Annotated in this window: 18 protein-coding genes; 8 read left to right on the forward strand and 10 right to left on the reverse strand. The window is 71.3% G+C overall.

Annotation, left to right across the window (positions count from 1 at the left end; translation table 11 throughout):
* Positions 1-137: 137 nt before the first annotated feature.
* Positions 138-671, forward strand: coding sequence for an NUDIX hydrolase (locus ACZ4EF_RS14875; protein WP_391041883.1), 534 nt, complete (start codon positions 138-140; stop codon positions 669-671).
* On the opposite strand, the gene ACZ4EF_RS14880 is transcribed toward ACZ4EF_RS14875, so the two are convergent.
* The 3 genes from ACZ4EF_RS14880 to ACZ4EF_RS14890 form a co-directional block, all read right to left on the reverse strand.
* On the reverse strand, positions 577-2,142 hold the full coding sequence (locus ACZ4EF_RS14880; RefSeq protein ID WP_467504729.1) for a prenyltransferase/squalene oxidase repeat-containing protein: 1,566 nt from the start codon (positions 2,140-2,142) through the stop codon (positions 577-579). The two genes, ACZ4EF_RS14875 and ACZ4EF_RS14880, sit on opposite strands and share 95 nt — an antisense overlap.
* Positions 2,143-2,311: 169 nt before the next feature.
* A complete protein-coding gene (locus ACZ4EF_RS14885; RefSeq protein WP_467504731.1) occupies positions 2,312-3,274 on the reverse strand; it encodes a pirin family protein in 963 nt (320 codons plus the stop codon).
* 181 nt (positions 3,275-3,455) lie between these two features.
* On the reverse strand, positions 3,456-3,899 hold the full coding sequence (locus tag ACZ4EF_RS14890) for an SseB family protein (RefSeq protein ID WP_391041886.1): 444 nt from the start codon (positions 3,897-3,899) through the stop codon (positions 3,456-3,458).
* Between the two features lie 136 nt (positions 3,900-4,035).
* On the opposite strand from ACZ4EF_RS14890, the gene ACZ4EF_RS14895 reads away from it, so the two are divergent.
* The 3 genes from ACZ4EF_RS14895 (at position 4,036) to ACZ4EF_RS14905 (ending at position 7,691) form a co-directional block, all read left to right on the forward strand.
* Positions 4,036-5,862: an acyl-CoA dehydrogenase gene (locus ACZ4EF_RS14895; RefSeq protein WP_355339581.1), complete on the forward strand. Its 1,827-nt coding sequence runs from the start codon at positions 4,036-4,038 to the stop codon at positions 5,860-5,862.
* A gap of 140 nt (positions 5,863-6,002) precedes the next feature.
* A complete protein-coding gene (locus ACZ4EF_RS14900) occupies positions 6,003-7,295 on the forward strand; it encodes a M18 family aminopeptidase (protein ID WP_401717706.1) in 1,293 nt (430 codons plus the stop codon).
* Between the two features lie 159 nt (positions 7,296-7,454).
* Positions 7,455-7,691 (forward strand): hypothetical protein, encoded by a 237-nt coding sequence (locus ACZ4EF_RS14905; protein WP_188282515.1) that lies wholly within the window; start codon positions 7,455-7,457, stop codon positions 7,689-7,691.
* A 48-nt stretch (positions 7,692-7,739) separates the two neighbouring features.
* Here the strand turns inward: ACZ4EF_RS14905 and ACZ4EF_RS14910 are convergent, their stop codons facing one another.
* Positions 7,740-10,814: a hypothetical protein gene (locus ACZ4EF_RS14910; protein ID WP_467504734.1), complete on the reverse strand. Its 3,075-nt coding sequence runs from the start codon at positions 10,812-10,814 to the stop codon at positions 7,740-7,742.
* A 99-nt stretch (positions 10,815-10,913) separates the two neighbouring features.
* Positions 10,914-12,821, reverse strand: coding sequence for an NHL domain-containing thioredoxin family protein (locus ACZ4EF_RS14915; protein ID WP_467348126.1), 1,908 nt, complete (start codon positions 12,819-12,821; stop codon positions 10,914-10,916).
* Between the two features lie 39 nt (positions 12,822-12,860).
* Between ACZ4EF_RS14915 and ACZ4EF_RS14920 the strand changes: the two genes are divergently transcribed.
* Positions 12,861-13,355 (forward strand): LURP-one-related/scramblase family protein, encoded by a 495-nt coding sequence (locus ACZ4EF_RS14920; protein WP_355339569.1) that lies wholly within the window; start codon positions 12,861-12,863, stop codon positions 13,353-13,355.
* A 121-nt stretch (positions 13,356-13,476) separates the two neighbouring features.
* Here ACZ4EF_RS14920 and ACZ4EF_RS14925 read toward each other — a convergent pair whose 3' ends face one another.
* Entirely contained in the window at positions 13,477-14,280 is an 804-nt protein-coding gene (locus tag ACZ4EF_RS14925; protein ID WP_355339566.1) for a carbon-nitrogen family hydrolase, read from the reverse strand.
* A gap of 133 nt (positions 14,281-14,413) precedes the next feature.
* Here ACZ4EF_RS14925 and ACZ4EF_RS14930 point away from each other — a divergent pair, with 133 nt between their 5' ends.
* Complete coding sequence (locus ACZ4EF_RS14930; protein ID WP_355339563.1) at positions 14,414-15,238, forward strand: maleylpyruvate isomerase family mycothiol-dependent enzyme; 825 nt, start codon at positions 14,414-14,416, stop codon at positions 15,236-15,238.
* 168 nt (positions 15,239-15,406) lie between these two features.
* On the opposite strand, the gene ACZ4EF_RS14935 is transcribed toward ACZ4EF_RS14930, so the two are convergent.
* Entirely contained in the window at positions 15,407-16,741 is a 1,335-nt protein-coding gene (locus ACZ4EF_RS14935; protein WP_355339560.1) for an MFS transporter, read from the reverse strand.
* Complete coding sequence (locus ACZ4EF_RS14940) at positions 16,738-17,418, reverse strand: GntR family transcriptional regulator (protein ID WP_355339557.1); 681 nt, start codon at positions 17,416-17,418, stop codon at positions 16,738-16,740. Before ACZ4EF_RS14940 ends, ACZ4EF_RS14935 begins: the two co-directional genes overlap by 4 nt.
* Before the next feature lie 125 nt (positions 17,419-17,543).
* Here ACZ4EF_RS14940 and ACZ4EF_RS14945 point away from each other — a divergent pair, with 125 nt between their 5' ends.
* Positions 17,544-18,182 carry a class I SAM-dependent DNA methyltransferase gene (locus ACZ4EF_RS14945; protein ID WP_391041894.1) on the forward strand — a complete coding sequence of 213 codons (639 nt, stop codon included), beginning with the start codon at positions 17,544-17,546 and terminating at the stop codon, positions 18,180-18,182.
* A 223-nt stretch (positions 18,183-18,405) separates the two neighbouring features.
* On the opposite strand, the gene ACZ4EF_RS14950 is transcribed toward ACZ4EF_RS14945, so the two are convergent.
* Entirely contained in the window at positions 18,406-19,047 is a 642-nt protein-coding gene (locus ACZ4EF_RS14950; RefSeq protein ID WP_467504738.1) for an acyl-CoA-like ligand-binding transcription factor, read from the reverse strand.
* A 110-nt stretch (positions 19,048-19,157) separates the two neighbouring features.
* On the opposite strand from ACZ4EF_RS14950, the gene ACZ4EF_RS14955 reads away from it, so the two are divergent.
* Positions 19,158-20,096, forward strand: coding sequence for a zinc-binding dehydrogenase (locus tag ACZ4EF_RS14955; RefSeq protein WP_467504740.1), 939 nt, complete (start codon positions 19,158-19,160; stop codon positions 20,094-20,096).
* A gap of 115 nt (positions 20,097-20,211) precedes the next feature.
* Here the strand turns inward: ACZ4EF_RS14955 and ACZ4EF_RS14960 are convergent, their stop codons facing one another.
* Positions 20,212-21,303 carry a DUF8094 domain-containing protein gene (locus ACZ4EF_RS14960; protein WP_467504742.1) on the reverse strand — a complete coding sequence of 364 codons (1,092 nt, stop codon included), beginning with the start codon at positions 21,301-21,303 and terminating at the stop codon, positions 20,212-20,214.
* Between the last annotated feature and the right edge of the window lie 36 nt (positions 21,304-21,339).

The following is a 21,339-nucleotide window of genomic DNA, read 5'->3' on the forward strand; positions in this document are numbered from 1 at the left end:
GTTCAGGGAAGACGTACCCGTGATGACATCGCGGTGTCATTGCCGATGACATGTCATCGCGAGGGCGATGACAGTGCGGTGAACCCACCTGATCGGCAAGGGAGTTCGGTGCGGGGCGGTGGGCTATCGTGGCGAGCGTGCCCCGCTCGATTCTGATCCACGACGGCCAGACCGCCCGCGATACCGGTCTGGTGTACTGCTGCTCCGGTTACCTGGTCGAGGCCGGGAAGGTGCTGCTCGTGCATCACAACCGCTTCGACAAGTGGGTTCCGCCGGGCGGTCATATCGAACCCGGGGAGTCGTTCGCGGGCACGGCGGTGCGCGAGTTCAAGGAGGAGACCGGACTGCTGGTGGAGGCGATCTCCACCCAGCCGGTAATCCACCCGGCCGACGGTAACGCGAGCCCGGAGCCGGTGCCGTTCTACGTGGACATCGAGCGTGAAGGATTCCCAACCCCGGCGCTGCTCCAGTTCTACTTCGTCCGGCGGCAGCCGGGCACCCGGGGACAGGCCGTGGAGGCGGACCTCGACGAGGTGTACGGGGCGGCCTGGTTCGGTCTGGACGACATCGACGGTCTCAGGACGTTCGACCAGGTGCGGTCGTTGGCCCGGTTCGCCCTGCTGAACTACCCGGTGGCAGCGGAGCGCGCCCTGCCGCGGGCGAATGCGTGACGGTGCTCGGATTCGCGCGTCCCGCGAGACGATAGCCACTCGCCCCGCCGACTTTCCCGGGCAGGAGCAGCCGGGCCGGAGCACCGCCGAATGCTGCGGACACCGCCCGGTTCAAGCGCTGGACGTACTTGGGCACCGAGGACGGCGCAACGTACAGCCTCCCCGCGATCCGCTCCGTCGTCAGCCCCTGCCCAGGGGCGTCGTGCACGATCTGCACCAGGTCGAACAGCCGGTTCGACAAACCGCAGACGACCTCCGTATCGCTGCCGTGTGCGGTGACAGCGATGCTCTGACCGGGTCCGAGCGTGACGTGTTCGATGGCCGTTTCAGCCGGTGCCTCGCCCGCAGGCTCGGTATCGCCGTCAACCAGGCTCAACCGCGTCAGGCGCCGCATCGCCTCCTCGTAGGCGGCCACTGTGTAAGCGGCGGCCCGGATGGTGGCTCGCTTGCCTGAGGCGCCCGGCTCGTTCCACAACGAGGCCTCCGCATCCCACAGGTCGTCCATCAGCCGCCATGCCTTGACGAGCCGGGGATCGCGCGGACTGGCTCCGGCCCGGACAGCGGCCTGAGTGCACAGCGCGTACGCCATGTGCTCCCAGGCCGTGCCCTGCACGTCCTTGTCGTCCTCAACGAACGACTCCCAACGGTGGTGGTTGTACAGCAGCCACTGACCCGCCTCCGTGACCACCTCGGACAGCCGCCTCGTCCGCACCGCGCCGTTGACTCCTCCGGTTTCCCAGGGGATGTCGCGAGAGGCGGGCTCGCCGCCGGGCCCAGTACCGGAGGCTACGGCCGAGAGCGCGAGCAAACACAGCGCGGTCTTGCTCGGGCTCGGGTCGGTGTCGACGTACGTACGCCATCCCCACGCCCCGCTGGGACGACGGTGGTAGAGCAAACCGTGCACGCCGTGGTCGATCAGCGGCTCGACACGATGGAGCAGTCGCCCGGTTTCGGCCCCGCCCGGAAGCACGACGCCGGGGCCGAAACCGTTGAGGATGTCGCGGAGTTGGGCCAGCGCGTGCACGACGAGGGCTGTCTGGTGCAGCGAGGTGTCATCCAGGCCGAGCACTTCGGGCCAGCCGTGGTCGACCTCGTGGCCCTCAAGCCAACCGACGCACCGGACCACGGCCTCCGCGACTCCGGCGTGGTGGAGGAATGCCGGGTGGGACAGCAGACCGGCCAGGCCGAACGCGACGAACCGGGTGTGCTCGCCACGACCGCCCTTGTGCCGGGGCTGGCAGTGCTCCGGAACGGCGGCGGTCAGAAACCCGAGCGCCGTACGTACCGGCTGACCGGCGATTCCGGCGGCCCGCAAGACCGTCAGGACCTCGCCGGTGTTCACGATCGACGACACCGACGTCAGGGTCAGTCCCCAGCCACCGTCGTAGCCCTGATTGCGCAGGAGTGTCCTACCGGCCTGACCCGCTCTGCTCTCGAACGCCGTGAGCCCTAACCCCGCGCTCTTCACCATTCGCCTCCGTGACCGACCCGATGGCCCGGTCGGACCGTACCCAACTTCCCCGCTGCGGACGCGTATCCAGGGCTGGGGGCACCGGGGTGCATGCTCACGAAGCCGTACGTGTTTCCACGGCGGCACGGGATCTCCCCGAAGGGATGGCCGCACCGCGTGGGCGACGTGACTAGTGGCCGAGGGGGCTGTCGGCGGGGATGGTGCCGAGGCGGCCGGCCTGGAAGTCGTCGAACGCCTGGGCCAATTCGGCGTGGGTGTTCATGACGAAGGGGCCGTACTGCATCATCGGCTCGCGGATCGGGAGGCCGCCGAGCAGGACGACCTCGAAGTTGGGCGAGCGGGACTCCTGGGTCTCGTCCGCGCGGATGGTGAGGGAGTCTCCCTTGCCGAAGACGACGGCCTGGCCCATACGGAAGGGGCGGGCGTCGGGGCCCGCGAAGCCGCGGCCGGCGAGGCCGTAGGCGAGGGCGTTGAAGTCGGCGCGCCAGGGCAGGGTCACCGAGGCGCCGGGGTTCACCGAGACGTGGATCATCGTGATCGGGGTGTGGGTCGCGCCGGGGCCCTCGTGGCCCGCGAGGTCACCGGCGATCAGCCGGATCAGCGCGCCGCCGTCACCCGAGGTGAGCAGCTTCAGGCCGCCCGCCCGGATGTCCTGGTACTTGGGCGGCATCATCTTGTCGGCCTTCGGCAGGTTCACCCAGAGCTGGAGGCCGTGGAAGAGGCCGCCGCTGGTGACCAGCGACTCCGGCGGGGTCTCGATGTGCAGCAGACCGGACCCGGCGGTCATCCACTGCGTGTCGCCGTTGGTGATCGTGCCGCCACCGCCGTGCGAGTCCTGGTGGATGAAGGTGCCGTCCATGATGTACGTGACGGTCTCGAAGCCGCGGTGCGGGTGCCAGGGGGTGCCCTTGGGCTCTCCCGGCGCGTACTCCACCTCACCCATCTGGTCCATCATGATGAACGGGTCGAGGTTGCGGTAGTCGATGCCCGCGAAGGCGCGGCGCACGGGGAAGCCCTCCCCCTCGAAACCGCTCGGGGCGGTGGACACCTGTAGCGCCTTGCGGGGCTGGGCGTCGTCGGGCGCGCTCACACGCGGCAGGGTCAGCGGGTTCTCTACGGTCACGGCGGGCATGACTGCCTCCTTCGGGATGCTCCGGTTCCAAAGTAGTTGAACACTGAACATCTCGCAAGGCGTGACTATTCCAGCACTCACCGGAGGGGAAGATCGAAAGCGCGGGCGTACGGTCCGGGACGTGCGCCCGTACGGTCTCAGGCGTACCGCCGTACGGCCTCAGGCGTGCGGCCGGGCAGCCTCAGCCGTACATCCGGCGCATCGTGAAGTCGACCATCTGCTCGACCGCCTTGGCGTCGAAGACCATGCGATGCTGGCCGTCGATGTCCAGCACGAAGCCGTAGCCGGTGGGCAGCAGGTCCAGCACCTCGGCGCCGGTGATCACGAAGAACTTGGACTCCTTGCCCGCGTACCGCCGCAACTCCTTCAGGGAGGTGAACATCGGGATGACCGGCTGCTGGGTGTCGTGCAGCGCCAGGAAGCCCGGATTGTCGCCGCGCGGGCAGTACACCTTGGACGTGGCGAAGATCGCCTGGAAGTCCTCGGCGGCCATCGAACCCGTGGTGAAGGCGCGGACCGCGTCGGCCAGGGACGGCGGGGAGGGCTCCGGATAGCCACCGGGCATGGGTGCGGCGCCCTGGACCGGGCCGGGTCCGGGATTCACGCTCTGCTCGTAGCCGTACACGGCCTCAAGAGTAACGGCCCCCGGGACGAGGAAACGGTCACATCCGACCCTTCCGGGGTTGCTTCTTATTACCGACGGGTAGCATTATTTTCCACGAGTGCCACGACCACCCCACTTGCGATACGGAGCCGACGTCATGGGCCACTACAAGTCGAACCTCCGCGACATCGAGTTCAACCTCTTCGAGGTGCTCGGCCGCGACCAGCTCTACGGCACGGGTCCGTTCGCCGAGATGGACGTGGAGACCGCGAAGGACGTCCTCGCCGAGCTGGCGCGCATGGCGGAGAACGAGCTGGCGGAGTCCTTCGCCGACGCCGACCGCAACCCGCCGGTCTTCGACCCGAAGACCAACACCGCCCCGGTGCCCGAGTCCTTCAAGAAGAGCTACCAGGCCTTCATGGACGCCGAGTACTGGCGGCTCGGCCTGCCCGAGGAGATCGGCGGCACCACCGCGCCGCGCTCCCTGATCTGGTCCTACGCGGAGCTGGTGCTGGGCGCCAACCCCGCCGTGTGGATGTACTCCTCTGGCCCGGCCTTCGCCGGAATCCTCTACGAGGAGGGCACCGAGGAGCAGAAGAAGATCGCCGCGCTCATGGTCGACAAGCAGTGGGGCTCCACCATGGTCCTCACCGAGCCCGACGCGGGCTCCGACGTCGGCGCGGGCCGCACGAAGGCGGTCAAGCAGGACGACGGCACCTGGCACATCGAGGGCGTCAAGCGCTTCATCACCTCGGGCGAGCACGACATGTCCGAGAACATCATCCACTACGTGCTGGCCCGCCCCGAGGGCGCGGGACCCGGCACCAAGGGCCTGTCGCTGTTCATGGTCCCGAAGTACGAGTTCGACTTCGAGACCGGCGAGCTGGGCGAGCGCAACGGCGTCTACGCCACCAACGTCGAGCACAAGATGGGCCTGAAGGCGTCCAACACCTGCGAGATGACCTTCGGCGACGGGCTCCCCGCCAAGGGCTGGCTGATCGGCGAGAAGCACGACGGCATCCGGCAGATGTTCCGGATCATCGAATTCGCCCGCATGATGGTCGGCACGAAGGCCATCGCGACGCTCTCCACCGGCTACCTGAACGCGCTGGAGTACGCCAAGGAGCGCGTGCAGGGCCCGGACCTCGCGCAGTTCATGGACAAGACCGCGCCCAAGGTCACCATCACCCACCACCCCGACGTCCGCCGCTCGCTCATGACGCAGAAGGCGTACGCCGAGGGCATGCGGGCGCTGGTGCTCTACACCGCCTCCGTGCAGGACGCCATCCAGGTCGCCGAGGCGGCCGGCGAGGACGCCACGAGGCTGCACGGGCTCAACGACCTGCTGCTGCCGATCGTCAAGGGCTACGGCTCCGAGAAGTCGTACGAGCAGCTCGCCCAGTCCCTCCAGACCTTCGGCGGCTCCGGGTACCTCCAGGAGTACCCGATCGAGCAGTACATCCGGGACGCCAAGATCGACACGCTCTACGAGGGCACCACCGCCATCCAGGGCCAGGACTACTTCTTCCGGAAGATCGTCCGCGACCAGGGGCAGGCCATGACGGCGCTCAGCGAGGAGATCAAGAAGTTCCTCGCCGAGGCCACGGGCGGGGAGGACCTGGCCGCCGCCCGCGACCAGCTCGCCAAGGCGGCGGTGGACCTGGAGGCGATCGTCGGCGCCATGCTCACGGACCTTTCGGCCACCGAGCAGGACGTCCGCTCGATCTACAAGGTGGGGCTCAACACCACGCGGCTGCTGCTCGCCTCCGGTGACGTGGTCATCGGGTACCTGCTCCTGCGCGGGGCCGGCGTGGCCGCCGAGAAGCTTTCCGGGGCCTCCGCCAAGGACGCCGCCTTCTACGCGGGGAAGGTCGCCGCCGCGAAGTTCTTCGCCGCCAATGTCCTTCCCGGCGTGGGGACGGCTCGGTCCCTGGCCGAATCCGTCGACCTCGGCCTCATGGACCTCCCGGAGGACTCCTTCTGACCCGCCCCCGGGGACTCCTTCCAACCCGCCCCGGCGGGCAGTCCGGTGGTCGCCGGACTGCCCGCCGGTGTTGGGTTGCTCGCGCAGCTCCCCGCGCCCCTAACGGGGCGAGCCATGTGGCCGAAAACTAAGCTGAGGGCATGAGCTCTCAGCGTCCGGCGTTTGGCCGTAAGCACACCGAAGATCTGGCCGCCTTCGTGCAGGCGAGTCCGACGCCGTACCACGCGGTGGCGACCGTGGCGGAGCGGCTGGAGGGGGCCGGGTTCCGGCGGGTGGCGGAGACGGAGAAGTGGGGGGCCGAGCCGGGCGGGCGGTATGTGCTGCGCGGGGGCGCGGTGGTGGCGTGGTTCGTGCCGGACGGCGCACGGCCGGAGACACCGTTCAGGATCGTCGGCGCGCACACGGACTCGCCGAATCTGCGGGTGAAGCCGCGCCCGGACATGGGGTCGCAGGGCTGGCGCCAGGTGGCGGTGGAGATCTACGGCGGCCCGCTGCTGAACAGCTGGCTGGACCGGGACCTGGGCCTGGCGGGCCGGCTGACGCTGCGCGACGGCAGTACGCGGCTGGTCGCGACCGACCGCCCGCTGCTGCGGGTGCCGCAGCTCGCGATCCATCTGGACCGGGGCGTGAACGACGGGCTGACGCTGGACAAGCAGCGCCACCTCCAGCCGGTGTGGGGCCTGGGCGACGCCCAGGACGGCGACCTGATCGGCTACCTCGCCGAGCGGGCGGACCTCGACCCGGAGGACGTCGTCGGCTGGGACCTGATGACGCACGACACGCAGCCGCCCGCCTTCCTCGGGCGCGACGAGGAGCTGTTCGCCTGCCCCCGGCTGGACAATCTGCTGTCGGTGCACGCGGGCGCCGCCGCGCTGGCCGCCGCGGCGGGCGGCCAGGACCTCACGTACATCCCGGTGCTCGCCGCCTTCGACCACGAGGAGAACGGCAGCCAGTCCGACACCGGCGCCCAGGGCCCGCTGCTCGGCAACGTCCTCAGCCGCTCGGTGCACGCGCGCGGCGGCGGCTTCGAGGAGCGGCAGCGCGCGCTGGCCGCGAGCGTCTGCGTCTCGTCGGACTCCGGCCACGCCGTGCACCCCAACTACGCCGAGCGGCACGACCCGACGCACCACCCGCGCGCCAACGGCGGCCCGATCCTGAAGACCAACGTCAACCAGCGGTACGCCACCGACGGCACCGGCCGCGGCGTCTTCGCGGCGGCCTGCGACACCGCGGGCGTCCCCTACCAGCACTTCGTGTCGAACAACTCGATGCCCTGCGGGACGACGATCGGCCCGATCACCTCCGCCCGGCACGGCATCACCACGGTCGACGTCGGGGTGCCGATCCTCTCGATGCACTCGGCCCGTGAGATGTCCGGCGCCGACGACCCGCATCTGCTGGCCAGCGCCCTGACGGCCTTCCTGGCGGCCTGACTCCGGGGCCTGCTTCCCGGGGCCTTCCGGGGCCTGCTTCCGGGCCGGGGCCGCGCCCCGGCCCGCCCGCGACCCGATGCGCCTGCTTGTGCCCCGAGGTCCGGGGTAGGCGCTGCTTCAGAACGCCGGAGCACAACTAGGCCAAAGGAAGCGGTAATTGTGGGCATCGGAGGCTGCATCATTCTGATCGCGGTCGGTGCGATCATCACGTTCGCCACCGACTGGCACGCCAAGGGCGTCAACATGGATCTGCTCGGCCTGATCATGATGGCCGTCGGCATCATCGGACTCGCCGCTTACGTCAGCATCTTCAAGCGCCGCCGGATTCCCCCGACGGCCGACGGCGACATCCCGCCCGTCGAGGAGCGCTACTACCCGGGTGACCGGCGGTACTGACACCAGGCCAGTACCACCGGCGTTCTGACGTGAGGTCAGCCCCGGATCTCAGAACAGCGACTTGTACATCTGCCAGCCCGCGCCGAGCCTGACGCGGGCGGCAAAGCCCGGCTCGCTGTCGCGGCCGTCGTAGCGCCACAGGTCGCCCGCCGCGTCACGGGCGACCAGTCCGGTGAGGTACGCCCCCCGGACCGGCCGGATTTCGCCGACGCCCACGATCGAGTTGTAGATGTTCCAGCCGGACCCGATCTTCACGCGCGGCCCGAAGTGCCCCTTGCCGTCGCCGTCATAGGCCCACAGCACCCCGGCCTTGTCCCGGGCCAGAAGCTGACGGCCGTAGCCGACGGATTCGGAGTGCTGCGAGCCGATCAGCAGGTTGTACGTGTTCCAGCCGCCGCCGATGAGGGTGCGCGGCCCGAACCTGCCGTTGCGGTCGGCGGCGTAGAGGTACAGGCTGCCGGACGGCGTACGCGCCACGAGGTCCGCGCGGCCGTCACCGGTCAGGTCGCCGACCGAGGCCAGCGCGTCGTACGCGTTCCAGCCGGGGCCGATGAGCGTGCGCGGCTGGGACGGGGTGAAGTTCGTGCCCGCCTTGCCGTCGTAGCGCCACAGTTGGCCCGAGGCGTCCCTGACCAGCAGGTCGTTGACCCGGTCGCCGCCGAGGTCGCCGTAGGGCACGTACAGCGAGGACGTCGGCCAACCGGACGTGGAGCGGGCCGCGTTGACGTTGCCCTTGCCGTTGCCGGCGCGCAGGTCCAGGCGGCCGGACGGGGTGAGGCCGAAGAAGTCGCCGGTCCCGTCACCGGTGAAGTCGTGCACGCCCGCGGCGCCCTTGACGACGATCAGGCCGGTGAGGGAGAGCCCGCCGGGGCCGCCGTCGGCCGGGGGCGCGGTCAGCGTCCAGGTGTAGCGGCCGTTCCTGACCCACGCCCCGTCGGCGCCCTTGAGATTCCAACTCGCCGACACCTGCGCGCCCTTGGAGCCGCGGCGGGTGGCGACCGTCCTGCCCGCCTCGTCCGTGACCGTCAGGCTCCAGCCCGCGACGGGCCGGGACAGCGTCCACCTGCCGTACCAGTCCTCGGGGTGGTCCAGGACGTCGACGACGGCCGGGCCGACGTCGCTGCTCAGCACCGACACCGCGCTGCGCGGTATCGAGGTCAACGGCTGCACGTGGAAGCGGTGTTGCGCATCGACGTACGCGACACCGCCGCCGTACTTGTCCACCGCCCACGTCACGCCTCGGTCGTCGGTCAGGTCGCTCGCTGCCAGTTCCGCGAGGTTGCTGCCGACGGCCGAGCCCGTGTGCACGTCGGTGAGCATCAGACGGCCCGCCGTCGTGTCGTGCCGGACGACGTAACCGTCGCCCAGCAGCGCGGTCCCGGTCGGCACCGGCACGTTCTTGCCGGTCGTACGGTCGTGCACCCCGGCGCTGGTGCCGCACGACCAGTACAGCCAACGCCCGTCCGCCTGAAGCTCCTTGGGCACGCACGGCGCGCCCGTCTGGACCGTGGCGCCGTACGTCCGCCGCTCCAGGTCGTACGGGCGGACGGTGCCGGTGGCGCTGCCGGGCACCCACAAGGTGCGGCCCCACAGCGCGGAGGCCGTGACCGGGCCGTCGAACAGGGTGCCGTCGTAGCGGAGGTCGAAGACCTTCTGCCGCGCGGGGGTGCCGGTGTGCACCACGACGTACGGTCCCGCGGCGTCGGTGACCGTGCCGGGCGCGCCGAGGAAGACGGCGCGCGAATCGGTCGGGGACGGCGGCTGGGGCACGGTGATGATGTTGGCGGCGGAGAAGGCCACGGTGCCGGTGCCGGTGCCCTGGAGGTGCACGCAGGCGACGCCGGAGCCGCAGTCGGCGGGCTTCGGACCGTAGCTCCACAGCAGTTCGGGTTCCGACACGGCGGGCGCCGGGCCCGCGGCCACATCGCGCCGTACCAGGGCCGGGTAGGGCCGGGTGGTGTCGGAGTACGCCAGCCGCCCGGCGCTGTAGGACAGTCCGTAGACCGTGGCCGCGACCGGCGGCAGCGTCTTGAGGTCGGTGACGGTCGCGTCGGCGCCGTCGGCCGCGGTGATCCGGCGGACCGCCCAGTCGTCGGGTCCGGTGCCGCCCTCGACCAGCACCGAGCCGTCGGGCGCGGTCGCCATGTCCGTGGCCACCTTGGCCAGCAGGGTCCGCGCGGGGCCGCCGCCGACCGGGACGGCCCGCAGCGGAAGTCCCGCGGACTGGCTGTCCGTCGACCGCTCCAGCACCAGGACGCGGTCCCCGGTGACGGTGAGCTTCGGCGTACCGTCCCGGCCGTCGGTGGGCAGCGGCGTCTTCTCGACGGGGGCCGTCGGGTCGTCGAGCCGTACGGTGTACGCCGTCGTGGCCGCGCCGCCGTACGCCAGCACCCGGTCCCTGCCGAGGACGACGGTGGTCTGCTCGGCGGCGGGCACGTCGGCGAGGATCGCGCGCAGCGTGCCGGTGCGGTAGTCCAGCAGGTAATTGTGCGCGGTGCCGGGCGCGGCGCCCGAAGTCAGCCGCAGGACGGCGTGGTCGCGGTTCTGCGCGAGCAGGTCGGGCCAGTCGGGCACGGCGGTCCCCGGGGGCAGCCCGGCGACGGTCAGGTCGGCGGAACCGTCCTTGCCGTCGCCGATCACGTGCAGCGCGGCGAGCGTGCCGTCGGCGGCGGTCTCGCTGGTGAGGACGCGGTCGAGGCTGAAGCCGAACGGCACCCAGCGCTGGCCCACCGGCGCGGTGACCGTGCGGAAGGTGTTGGTGTCGTAGTCGGTGATCGTCACCGACTGGGACGGGAAGTTGCGGATGAGGTGCGCGGACAGGCCGGTGTTGGCCAGGGGCGTGGGATCCGGCAGTACCGGGCCCTCGCTGCCGTCCGCCGGATTCACCCAGTGGGCGCCGTTGGCCCCCCTGACCAGGTATCCGTCGTTCCCGGCGGTGATCAGCGGCTCGCTCTGCGGCAGCCACCGCGAACCGGCGGGTATGACGGTCTCCTGCGACGCGGTACCGGACGGCGTACCGTCCGCGTACGCCGTGCCGCCGGTGACGGCCGGGGCGAGCCCGGCGGCCATGACGACGACGGTGGCCGCCGCGACGGAGCCGCGTGTGAGAGCGCGACGAGGCACTCGGTCCCTCCCCAGGTGACGCTCCGCCCCCCGGCGGATCAAGAGTGATGGCCGGAGCTTACTCACCGCCCGGGCACGCCCGTACGGCGCCTGTACGCCTTACGCGTCCAGGCCCGCCAGGACCAGCGCCAGCCGGGAGTCGCCGTCGGCGCCGACGCGGACCGGGACGCCCCAGTCCTGCTGGTGCACGTGACAGGCGGGGTAGGGGTTGGCCGGATCGTCGTCGCAGGACGCGGCCATCGCGGAGACGTGCAGGACGCCCTCGGTGACGGACGGGTCGAGGACCAGGTCGCGGAAGAGGTCGGTGCCCTTGCCCGCGCCCTCCGCCAGGAGTTCCGGCGGGGTGGCGCTGACCAGCAGCCGCGTCGAGGGCCCGTACCGCTCGTCGAGCTTCTGCCCGTCGGGCGCGGTGAACACCACGTCGAGCCGGAAGGCACCGGCCGCCACGTCGGTCGCGTCCCGCTGCGTACGGTGGGCGACGGCCTCCACGCGGACGGCCTCCTCCGGCAGGTGCATCCGGGTCAGCCGGTGCCCGGCGGACTCCACCACGACGATGTCGCCGTCCACGACCACCGCGTCCGAGGGCTCGCGCAGGCCGGTCGCGAGCGTGGTGACCTCGCCGGTCACCGGGTCGTAGCGGCGCAGCGCGTTGTTGTACGTGTCGCTGACCGCGACCGAGCCGTCCGGCAGCGCGGTGACGCCCAGCGGGTGCTGGAGCAGCGCCTGCCCGGCGGGGCCGTCGCGGTGGCCGAAGTCGAACAGGCCGGTGCCGACGGCCGTACGGATGATGTAGCGGCGCGGCTCACCGCCGTCACCGCCTGCGGCGTCCGCGTCCGCGTCCGGGTCGTCGTCGGCGCGCTCGACCCAGCGCAGCGCCGAGGTCTCGGAGTCGGCGATCCACAGCCTTCCCCAGCCGTCGGCCGGGGGCGCCCCCGCCTCGCCGCGCTCCGGCGCCGCCGCGAGCCCGGACGGCTGGGCGAACCACGCCTGCGCCGCGTGCCCGTCCACCAGCCCTTCGTTGGTCGTGCCCGCCGCGACCCGTACGGTCTCCGTCGCCGGGTCGTACGTCCAGAGCTGGTGCACGCCCGCCATCGCGATCCACACCCGGTCGTCGAACCAGGCCACGTCCCACGGCGAGGACAGGTCCACCTCGCGGGCCGGGCCGGACGTCGGGGAGCCCTGCCACCACTGCTTTCCGGTGCCCGCGACCGTCGTCACGTGCCCGGTGCCCAGGTCGACGCGGCGCAGCGCGTGATTGACGGTGTCGGCGACGATCACGCTGCCGTCGGGCAGCAGCGTCAGCCCCTGCGGCTCGCTGAAGCGGGCCGTCTCCGCGTTGCCGTCGGCCAGCCCGCGCGTGCCGGTGCCGATCCGCCGCACCACGCTCTCGGCGTCCGCCGCCAGCTCCACCAGGGCGTGCCGGGTCGAGTCCGACACCAGGAAGTGCCCGGAGCCGGGCAGCGCGAGCGCCTTGCCGGGGAAGCGGAGGTCGGTCGCGACCGGCTCGGGCGGTACGTACGGGCCGTCGCCCCTGCGCAGGGTGCCCTTGGCCGCGTGCTCCTTCTCCAGCGCCGTCACGAGCTGCTCCAGCGCGTGCGCGTGCCCCTCGCCCGCGTGCTGCGCGACCACGTACCCCTCGGGGTCGATCACCACCAGCGTCGGCCAGGCCCGTACGGCGTACTGCTTCCACGTCGAGAGCTGCGGGTCGTCCAGCACCGGGTGGTGCACCTCGTACCGCTCCACCGCGTCCACGACCGCCTGGTGCTCGGCCTCGTGCACGAATTTCGGCGAGTGCACGCCGACGATCACCACCGTGTCCCTGTGCCGCTCCTCCAGGGCCCGCAGCTCGTCCAGGACATGCAGACAGTTCACACAGCAGAACGTCCAGAAATCCAGAATGACGATGCTGCCCCGCAGGTCAGCGAGGGTCGGATGCTTGTCGCCGGTGTTCAGCCAGCCGCCCTTGCCGGTCAGCTCGGGCGCCCGGACACGTGCACGTGCAGTCATATCCCCATCCAACAGCATCCGCCGGGGTAGGCATTCCCTATGAAATACGTGGTGCGAGAGAAGATGTTCGCCATCGGTGACGACTACTGGATCGAGGACGAGCACGGCCGCAGGGCCTTCTACGTCGACGGGAAGGTCCTCCGGATCCGCGACACCCTCGAACTCCAGGACCCGGACGGCAACGAGGTCGCCGTCATCCGCAAGAAGCTGGTGTCCCTGCGGGACGCCATGACCATCGAGCGCGACGGCGACGTCCTCGTCACCGTCCGCAAGAAGCGCCTCCACCTGCTCCGCGACGTCTTCCGCGCCGAGCTCGCCTCCGGCGAGGAACTCGAAGTGCGCGGCGACATCATCGACAAGGAGTTCGACATCGAGTATGAGGGGGAGCGCCTCGCGCGCATCTCCCGCAAGTGGTTCACCCTCCGTGACGCCTACGCCATCGACATCGAGCGCGAGGACGCCGATGCCGCGATGCTGATCGCGGTGGCGGTGTGCGTCGACCGCATGGTCGACAAGGAGCACGAGGACGAATAGCCCTGCGCAGGGCGGCGACCCGGTCTTTCCGGGGCGCCGCCCCTGTGCCCGAACCTCGCGCGGGTGGGTGCCCGCAGCGCCCCTGAAAGATCGGCGGGCCCTTCTCGCGGCCGGACAGGCCCTAGCGGGGCTTCGGGGTGGGGACCCCGAGGACGCGGTCGCGGAGGACGGGGAAATCGGCGCGGGTGACGTCCACGCGGAAGACGTCGACCTCGGCGGAGAGCGCCTGCTCGGCGGGCCCGGCCTCGGCGACGATCTCACCCCAGGGATCGACGATCATGCTGTGCCCGGCCTGCTCCACCCCGGCGTGGGTGCCGGCCGTCCCGCAGGCGAGGACGTACGCCTGGGACTCGACGGCGCGGGCGCGCACCAGCAGCCGCCAGTGGGCGAGCCGCCGCGCGGGCCAGCCCGCCGGAACGACCAGCGTCTGCGCCCCGGCGTCGAGCAGCAGCCGGAACTGCTCGGGAAAGCGCAGGTCGTAGCACGTGGCGAGGCCGAGGACGGTACCGGGGACGCGGGCGGTGACGATGTCGTGCCCGGAGGACATGAGGACGGCCTCGCCCTGGTCGAAGCCGAAGCGGTGGATCTTGCGGTAGACGGCCGCGAGAGCGCCGTCGGGGGAGAAGAGCAGCGAGGTGTTGAACAATTCGCCGCCGACGACGTCGCGTTCGACGATCGACCCCGCGTGCAGCCACACCCCGGCGTCGCGCGCCGCCGCGCTCATCACCTCGGCGGTCGGGCCGCCGTCCGCCGTCTCGGCCTCGGCCGCGAAGTCCTCGGCGGCGAAGGCGCCGACCGGCCACAGTTCGGGCAGCACGACAAGATCCGCGTCCGCGTGGGCACGTACCATCGCTGCCACACGGTCGCGCCGCGAGGCGACCGATTCCCTCTGGTCCACGTCGATCTGAAGAAGCGTTGCGCGCACTCGGACACCGCCCATACGTTGGGTCGTCAAGCCGGGCCTACCATCGTCACTCGAAAGCACTGCGTGGGCGCCCGCGCGCAGCGTAACTTAGGCGCCAACCGCCACGACCGCGCACCGACCGTCGAGGGGTCCCGTGACCGTCCACAGCAAGCTCCAGCCGTATATCGACGCCTGGACCCACTCCATAGAATCCGTCAACGAACTGGTGACGCCGCTGCCCGACGGCGCGTGGAACCGCCACACCGAGTGCCCGTACTGGTCGGTCCGCGATGTCGTGTCCCACATCATCGGCTTCGAGTGCGAGCTGCTGGGCGACCCGCGCCCCATCCACACACTTCCCAGCGACCTCCGCCACATCACCAGCGAGACGGCCCGCTACACGGAGGTCCCGGTCGACATCCGCCGCCACCACACGGCGCCGGAGATGACGTCCGAGCTGGAGTACACGATCATCCGCCGCTCGCGGCAGCTCAGGAACGAGTCGCGGCAGCCGGACGCCGAGGTCCGCGCGATCGGCGGCGGCGAGGTCACCCTGGAGGAACAGCTCTGGGGCCGCGTCTTCGACGTGTGGGTGCACGAGCAGGATCTGCGCCGGGCCCTCGACGCCCCGGGCAACCTCGCCTCCCCCGCGGCCGTACTGGCCCGTGACTACCTCCTGCGCTCGCTGCCGAAGCTGGTCGCCGAGGACGCGGGCGCCAAGCCGGGCTCCGCGGTCGTCTTCGACGTGCACGGACCGCTGGAGTTCATGCGGACCGTACGGGTGAACGCCGAGGGTCACGGCAGCATCGACTCGGCCGTCTCGCTCGGTCCGGCCGTCACCTTCGTCGTGGACTGGGAGACGTTCCTGCGGCTGCTCACCGGCCGGGCGCGTCCGGCCGCGCTCGCCGACCAGCTCAAGATCGAGGGCGACCGGCAACTGGCGGACGCGATCCTGTCGCACATCGCGGTCACGAAGTAGCGCCCGGCGCCTCGGGCGCCGTTTTCGGATCATGGCGTTTCCGGATCATGGTGTACCCGGATCATGGCGCGCCCGAATCACGCCGTTCCCGAATCATGGCGCGCCCGAATCACGGCGCGCCCGCCATGAACCCCGCCGCCGTACAGCGTCGTACGGCCGCGCCGGGCGTCAGTCGGAGGTGACCGCCGCCGGCAGGCGGTGCACGCTCTCGACGCGGCTGACCGCGATCCGCTCCCGCTCCAGCCGTTCCGCACGGCGGCGGAGCCGGAGGATCTGGGCGGTGCCGACCGCCTGGAGCACGAAGACGCTGCTCCAGGCGATCCGGTAGTCGTCGCCGGTCGCGTCGAGGAGCAGGCCGACGGCGAGCAGGGTGAGGACGGAGGCGGTGAAGCCGCCGATGTTGACGATCCCGGAGGCGGTGCCGAAGCGCTCGGGCGGGTTGGCGGGGCGGGCGAAGTCGAAGCCGATCATCGAGGCGGGCCCGCAGGCGCCGAGGACGACGCACAGGGCGACCAGCAGCCACATCGGGTCCTGGCCGTGGCCGCCGCCCCAGGCGAGCGTCGTGGCCCAGGCGGCGGCGGTGGCCGCGATCACGCCGAGGGTGAGCGGCATGCGGGCGCCGTGGTGGCGGGAGATGAGCTGCCCGAAGACCATGCCGAAGAACATGTTGGCGACGACGACGAGCGTGAGCAGCCCGCCCGCCGCGCCGCGCGAGAGCCCCTGGTCCTCGACGAGGTACGGCAGCCCCCACAGCAGCAGGAACACCATGCCGGAGAACTGGGTGGTGAAGTGCGTCCACATGCCCAGGCGCGTGCCGGGTTCGGCCCAGGAGGCGGCGATCTGGCGGCGTACGTACGTCAGGCCCGCGTGCTCGGCGGGCGCGGGTTCGTATCCCTCGGGGTGGTCCTTGAGGAAGAGGGCAACCAGGACGAGGACGAGCGCGCCGACCAGGGCGGTGCCGAGGAAGGTCGGGGTCCAGCCCGCCGAGTGCAGGACGCGGGAGAGGACGACGGTCGAGACGAGGTTGCCCGCGACGCCGAACAGGGCGGCGCCCTGGGCGATCATCGGACCGCGCCTGGCGGGGAACCAGCGCGAGCCGAGCCGCAGCACGCTCACGAAGGTCATGGCGTCGCCGCAGCCCAGCACGGCGCGGGCGCCGAGGGCCATGCCGTACGAGTGGGACAGCGCGAACGCCCCCTGGCCGAGGGTGAACAGCACGGCGCCGAGCAGCAGGACCTTCTTCGTGCCGAGCCGGTCCACCATCAGGCCGACCGGTATCTGCATGCCCGCGTAGACCAGCACCTGGAGGATCGAGAAGCTGGAGAGCGCGGAGGCGCCGATGTGGAAGCGGTCGGCGGCGTCGATGCCCGCGACGCCGAGGCTGGTGCGGTGGACGACGGCGACGAGGTAGACGGAGGTGCCGACGCCCCAGACGAGGGCGGCACGGCGTCCGCCGGGCGGGTCGCCCGGCAGGACCTTCTCCGCGGCCGGGCTCCGGCTCACGACTCGCCCCTGGCGAGCACCTTCACCCACGAGACGTGCCGGTCCACGACGTCGGCGGCCGTGTCGGCCGCGCCGTCCCTGAGCGCGTCCAGGATCTCGGTGTGCTCCGCGATGTTCTTCGCCACCCGGCTCGGCTCGGCGTGCATGGTGGCCACCCCCATCCGCAACTGACGGTCCCTGAGCTGGTCGTAGAGGTGCGCGAGGATACGGTTGCCCGCCGCGCGGACGATCTCCGCGTGGAAGCAGCGGTCCGCGACGGCGAAGGCCGCCAGGTCGCCGGTCTCCGCGTGCCCGCGCTGCTCGGCCAGGGACTCCTCCAGCCGCGCGATGAGCCGCGGCGGCACCGCCCCGACCACCTTGGCCACGGCGTGCTGTTCCACCAGCAGCCGGGTCTCCACCACGTCGGCGATCTCCTGCGCCGACACCGGCAGCACCAGCGCGCCCTTCTTCGGGTAGAGCTTGATCAGCCCCTCCGCCTCCAGCCGCAGCAGCGCTTCGCGCACCGGCGTGCGCGAGACCCCCACCGCGTCGGCGAGATCCCCCTCGGTGAGCAGCGTGCCGCCCTCGTAACTCCGGTCCAGGACACCGGACTTGACGTGCAGATAGACCCGCTCGGCGGCGGGCGGCGCCTTGACGGCGGGGCCGGGCGCGGCGACGGTGAGAGTGCTGGCATCCATGATGCACGCATCATAGATACAACAGTTGAGGGGACGGTACGGGCGTCCGGGATATGGACATGCCAGGAGCCCGTCGCGCAGGGGCGCTTCGGCGGCGGCGGGCCGCGGGGCTACCGTCTCGGAGCATGGCTGCGGACGACTGGCTGGCGGACACCCGAACCTCGTACGACACGGTCGCGGTGAGCTACGCGGACTTCGTACGGGAGGCGCTGGACGGCGCGCCGGCCCTGCGTACGGCCCTCGCTCTGTTCGCCGCCGAGGTCACCGGCGCCGGGGGCGGTCCCGTGGCGGACGTGGGCTGCGGCCCCGGCCATGTCACCGCCCACCTGCGCGGCCTGGGCGTCGACGCCTTCGGCATCGACCTCTCCCCCGGCATGATCGACGTGGCCCGCTCCGACCACCCCGGACTCCGGTTCGAGGTCGGCTCGATGACCGCCCTCGACCTCGCCGACGCGTCACTCGCCGGCCTGGTCGCCTTCTGGTCGCTGATCCACGTCCCCGACGACGAGGTCCCGGCCGTCCTCTCCGGCTTCCACCGCGTCCTGCGCCCCGGCGCCCCGCTGCTGACCGGCTTCCACACCGGCTCCGTCTCCCGCCTCAAGACGGAGGGCTACGGCGGCCACCCCATGAAGGTCCACGTCCACAAACGCCCGCCCGCCCGGATGACCGCCTGGCTCCAGGAGGCCGGTTTCACGGTCGCGACCGAAACCCTCATCGCCCCCGACTCCCCCACCCCCGCCGCCCTCCTCCTCGCCCACCCCTGACTCCCGCGGGGGCCATTCGCCTCCGCGTCCCCGTGCATCCGGCGGTAAAAGAGCAGGTCACAGCACCGATCTACCAGTCCCGGAGAAAGTAGTAGATCAGCGGTAGTCAAGCGGTCCTGATGTCCCTCGCGCTTCGGCTGGCTCGCGCTCACCGTCGCAATACGGCCGCCGCCGCGGGACAAGGAGACCGAAGGAGGTCGCCAAGCGGCGGCGGAGCCTCCGTTCAGCCTCGCGTCACGCCGTCCAGGACGGCCTGGAAGGCGTCGCTGACCGGGCGCAGGTCCCGGTCGAGCTCGTCGATGTCGACCGCTTCGGCCCCGGCGTCGTCCCCGCGCGCCTCCGCCGCCCCGGCCCACCGCCTGAGCACCGCGACGTAGGCCGCCTGTACGGCGCCGCCGATCGCCGCCGGGACGGGGTCGCCCGCGTCGAGGCCGGTGCGCCCGGCCGCGTACCCGCTCACCGTCTCGCCCCATACGCGCCAGTGCGCGGCGGCCTCCGCGACGAGCGCGGGGTCCCGGTCGAGCACGCGGAAGCGGTCGAGCCACGAGTCCGGCGCCGCCGCCTGCGAAAGCCGCGTGGACCGGACGACCGCCGACCGTACGGCCGTCATGACGGGTACGTCGTCGGCGTCACGAAGGGCGGCCCGCAGCCGCTCGACCGCGCGGTCGAACTCGCCCCACACGATCCCCGCCTTCGACCCGAAGTAGCGGAAGAGCGTCGAGCGCCCGACACCGCCCGCGGCCATGATCGCCTGGAGCGTCGTCGCCTCGTAGCCGTCGCGAAGCAGCAGGTCGAAGGCGACTTCCTCCAGGGCTTCGCGGGTCGAGGCGGGCGGTCGCCCGCGGCTCCTTCGGGAGGTGGTCATCGCCCGAGCGTAGTGGAGGAGTATTTTTGGGATGAGGTACCAATATTCTTCCGGGTGACCGCCGACGTCAGCGCGGCCCCGCCGGGAGCCCACCGTCCAAGGAGCGGAAAATGCGCGCATGGCAGTTCACCGACATCGGCAAGCCCCTCACCCTCAGTGAGGTCCCGGCCCCGGCACCGGGCGCGGACGAACTCGTCGTGCACGTCCGCGCGGCCGGACTGTGCCACAGCGACGTCGGGTTTCTCGACGGCACACTGACGCCGCTGCTCCCGTTCCGGCCGATCACACTGGGTCACGAGATCGCCGGTGTCGTCTCCGCCGTGGGCTCGGGCGTGACGCGGTTCACCGTGGGCCAGAAGGTCGTCATCCCGGCCGCCATCGAGGGTCCCGGCACATCGAAGAACGGCGGATTCGCGGACGAGGTCGTCGTCCTCGAACGGCTCGTCGTCGCGCTGCCGGACGGGGTGCCGTTCGACCAGGCGGCAGCCGCCACCGACGCCGGGCTCACCTCGTACCACGCGGTCTCCGTGCAGGGGAGGGTCACCGCCGGCTCCCGCGTCGGGATCATCGGCCTCGGCGGGCTCGGCTCGCTCGGCGCCCAGACCGCGCTGGCGCTCGGCGCGACGGTGTTCGTCGCCGAGAAGAACGAGCGCGTGCACGACTTCGCCCGCTCGCTCGGCGCGGAGAAGGTCGCGGGCGACATCACCGACTTCGCGGGCGAGAACCTCGACGTGGTCGTCGACTTCGCCGGGTTCGGGACGACCACCGACGGCGCGATCCACTCCGTACGCCGGGGCGGCCGTATCGTCCAGGTCGGCCTCGGCCGCGCGCGCGGCGAGATCGACCTTCAGGCGCTCACCCTGAACGAGGTCGAACTCGTCGGCTCCCAGGCCGGATCGAAGGAGGACTGCGCGGCGGTGCTCGACCTCGTCGCCGAGGGGAAGCTGTCGTCGCGGGTCACCGAGATCGGATTCGAGGAGATCGGCGAGGGTGTCGGGCGGCTGGAGCGCGGCGAGGTGATCGGACGGCTGGTCGCCGTCTTCGGGTGATGTCGTCCCGGACGGACAGAGGGCGGGACGGAGGGTCAGACGGGCGCGAGGCGGCGGGCGGCGGGCGGCTCCACGGCCGCCGCCCGCCGTACTGTCGGCGCGGACGCACCGTCCGTCAGACGGTGCTCATCGGGGTCGCGTCCACGCTCGTCGTCTGCTGTTCGAGGCCGTAGACGGCGGGGGTGCCGCTCGGGGCGATCACGCCCACTTCCATCTGCATCTCGTGGTTCACGACCTGGTACATGTGGTCGCTCGCGCCCTTCTTGACGAACGGCTTGAGCCGCTTGCCGAGGGTGATGTACGAGGTCAGGTCCTTGGCCAGTGACGTCTCGTCGACGGCGCTGTCGTTGAGCACGAGGGCCCCGCCATCCTTCGTGCGCAGCGCGTACGTGGTGCCGACGCGCGGGGCGGCCTTCTTGTAGTCGTTGTACGCGTGGCCGTCGAGGCCGTTGAGACGGTTGTTATACGCGGAGATCGCGTTCTCGCGCGCCTTGGTCCGCGCCAGCGGGGTGTCGGCGCCGCCGGTCACGTAGAGGTCCGCCACCATGTCGGCCAGGTCCGCGGGCGCGGTGCCGCCGATCTTCGCCGTCGGCTCGGCGACCCGCGCCAGCCCGTCCGCGTCCAGCGCGATCTCCGGGATCTTCTTCTGCTCGTCGCCCGAGAAGTCCTGGGAGTTGACCGCGCGCCAGCCGTCGGCCGTGTGCTTGAAGACGATGAAGCGGGTGCCGGTCGTCCACGGCGCGCCCGGCTTGCCGTCCTTCAGCTCCGCGCCCTGCGCCCTCACCATGAACCAGTCCGTGTTGGCCGCGGCCGGAGGGATGTAGAACGCGCGGTTGACGTACACGAAGCCCGCCAGATTCGCCTTGACGTTCTTCTGGTCGAGCCCGGACGCCTGCGTGAAGTAGCCCTTGTCGAAGGCGAGCATGGCCCCTGCCTCGGCCTTGGCGATCAGCGCCGGGCTGAGCTTCGCGTTCGCCTCGTTGTTGAGCGCCTGATACGTGTCCACGATCTTGTTCGCCTCGGCCACGGTCAGCAGCGGCGCCGCGTTCTTCCCGCCCTTGCCCTTGCCCTTGCCCGCGTCCCCGCTCTTCTCCGTGGACGTGTCCGACGTCTCGTCCGACGACGAGCCGCCGCACCCGGCGGTCAGGACGAGACACGTCGCCGCGAGGCCCGCCGCCAGCGCGACGCGGTGCTTTCGGTTAACCATGAGTCCCTGCTTCCCCGTGAACAACACTTCCCCGTA

It is taken from the genome of Streptomyces sp. NPDC025721 (assembly GCF_055558595.1).